Raw genomic sequence first — 649 nt, forward strand, 5'->3', positions numbered from 1 at the left:
ATATAAAAACAAACAGTAATGAAACGAATGGAATTTAGGAAGCGGGCATACACGGCTCCCGCATGCACTGTGATTCCCGTACCAGTTGAGAGTTTGCTGTTGGGCGAAAGTCCAAGAGTGCATCCCGGACAAGGCGGTGGCATCACCGAACACGAGTCAGAACATCGCGATGGCGAGTATGATGAAGAGGACGATGAAGAGTTGCCATAGTGTGGAAACCCTGCTCAATTGTGAATCATAAAACAACAGAAAAAGAACGGAAAATGAATTATAAAGTAATCAAACGCTATGTTGCCGACCACTGTCGACAGGCCACTTGGGCCTTTGTGGCATTGGCAAGCATAGCAACAACCGCTTGTGTAGATGACTCCGCAAGCGAAGGAAGAGGAACCAATGGCGTTTCAGATGCGGTGCGTTTTAATGTCACCGATGGCCAACTTGTTGCTTCGGCCAAGCGTGCTGCAGGCCTCACGCGTTCCATTATGCCCGAACCTGTAGCTGCTTCGGTTTTCGAAACCAAAGTGTTGCCTACCGATAATCCCGATTACACCGTGGTGCAAACCACCGTTGAGGGCGTGAATCCCATTACGCCCACACCAGGCACACGTGCTGTTGTGGCATGGACGCGTGGCCGTTTCTCCTCGACAGG

General features: G+C 50.7%; 1 protein-coding gene and 1 pseudogene. Both read left to right on the plus strand.

The features are described 5' to 3' along the window. The first annotated feature begins 18 nt into the window (after nt 1-18). On the plus strand, nt 19-210 hold the full coding sequence (locus tag X919_RS14945) for a hypothetical protein (RefSeq protein WP_081759430.1): 192 nt from the start codon (nt 19-21) through the stop codon (nt 208-210). Nucleotides 211-263: 53 nt separating this feature from the next. After that, a pseudogene (locus X919_RS14950) lies at nt 264-649 on the plus strand (hypothetical protein); the annotation flags it as partial.

The organism is Prevotella sp. HJM029 (assembly GCF_000599605.1).
Lineage (GTDB): Bacteria > Bacteroidota > Bacteroidia > Bacteroidales > Bacteroidaceae > Prevotella.

What these genes read in the sequence shown, in the direction of transcription:
- X919_RS14945 (WP_081759430.1), top strand. Translation starts at nt 19, where the DNA reads ATGAAACGAATGGAATTTAGGAAGCGGGCATACACGGCTCCCGCATGC.